General features: G+C 57.4%; 1 protein-coding gene. It reads right to left on the reverse strand.

From position 1 onward, the window contains the following. Positions 1-742: 742 nt before the first annotated feature. Positions 743-967 (reverse strand): hypothetical protein, encoded by a 225-nt coding sequence (locus ABIB54_RS17845; protein WP_354576877.1) that lies wholly within the window; start codon positions 965-967, stop codon positions 743-745. Between the last annotated feature and the right edge of the window lie 171 nt (positions 968-1138).

Consider the following 1138-nt stretch of genomic DNA (forward strand, 5'->3'; position numbering starts at 1 on the left):
TGAATTTCCGGCGTGGCGCGGTCATGCGGTTCTCTACTTTCAGTGAACCCTCATTTTAAGAGGGCCCACTGTCCGAGATATCCGCAGCAGCCCAGTTTTCAGCGCCACTGGGACGGAGCAGCTGTTCGAGCAGGTTGAGTCCTACGCGGCGCGACGGGTTCGAGAGCGGTTCACCTCGGAGATGCTCGAGCGCTACTGTCGGGAGTTAGGGGTTAGGGTCTTCGACGCTGCCAGCTACGGCCCGGATTCCGTGCTGATAGAGAGCAATGTCCCCATGCCGAGGAACGGGGTGGTCATGACACTCCGTGAGGCTCAAAAGTGGTTGGAAGTCGATCCTGACGCTGTTTCGCAGCTTCCGGGGTAACTACAAACAAGTAGCGATGAATCAGCTCCCCGGTCCGTTGTAACAAGAAGTTGAGAGTCCGCCCTAGCGGGCCAATGTAGGCCCAGATTGACATGCGCTCAACCACGTCGACAATGATCGGTATGGGAAGCGCAGCTGGACGACTGCAGCAGATGTGCTTCGAGATCATCATCAGCGCTAAAGGATCTTGTGGTCGCAATCTAGAAGAAAGTGCTCATTCTGCGAGAGATCCGGAGAGAGTAAGCCCCGGCATAAAACTGTCGGACAGGCGATCGGCTTGCGGCTGTTATATCACTGGGGTTTCCCCTTAGGGAGCTCTCGCCAACACGAACCCCTGACTGTGCCGTTCTGTCGTGCGAGTCTCGCTTCGAATTCGCATCACGGTCCGGTGGGCGGGATCAGGCGGCGACGCTTCTGAATGGCCGATGACCCCAGTCCACCGCTGATGATCGGCGCAGCCTGCAATATGTTTGCAAGGATCTCCGCCCGAGGTTCATGGATCGTTTCGCGCAGAGTGGCACTGGCAGCGATCAGGACAGCGGCCATAACGGCGAGCATCGTGTATGCCCGCCGGACCCAGATCCGAGAATGAACTGTCTTCATGCGTGAACACTATTTGTTTGATATCACTCGTGGGCCCCGAGATCAGAGGACACTATTAAGCGACCGACGGTGTCGCGAGGTCACGTCCCGCTGAGTGGTGGAGTTTCTCAACACCGTGCGGGTCAGTTGTTTTAGTTTAGGCGGCGGCGAGTTCTGGGAGGATCACCGCCT

The sequence above is a fragment of the Frigoribacterium sp. UYMn621 genome, from assembly GCF_040549525.1.
Lineage (GTDB): Bacteria > Actinomycetota > Actinomycetes > Actinomycetales > Microbacteriaceae > Lacisediminihabitans.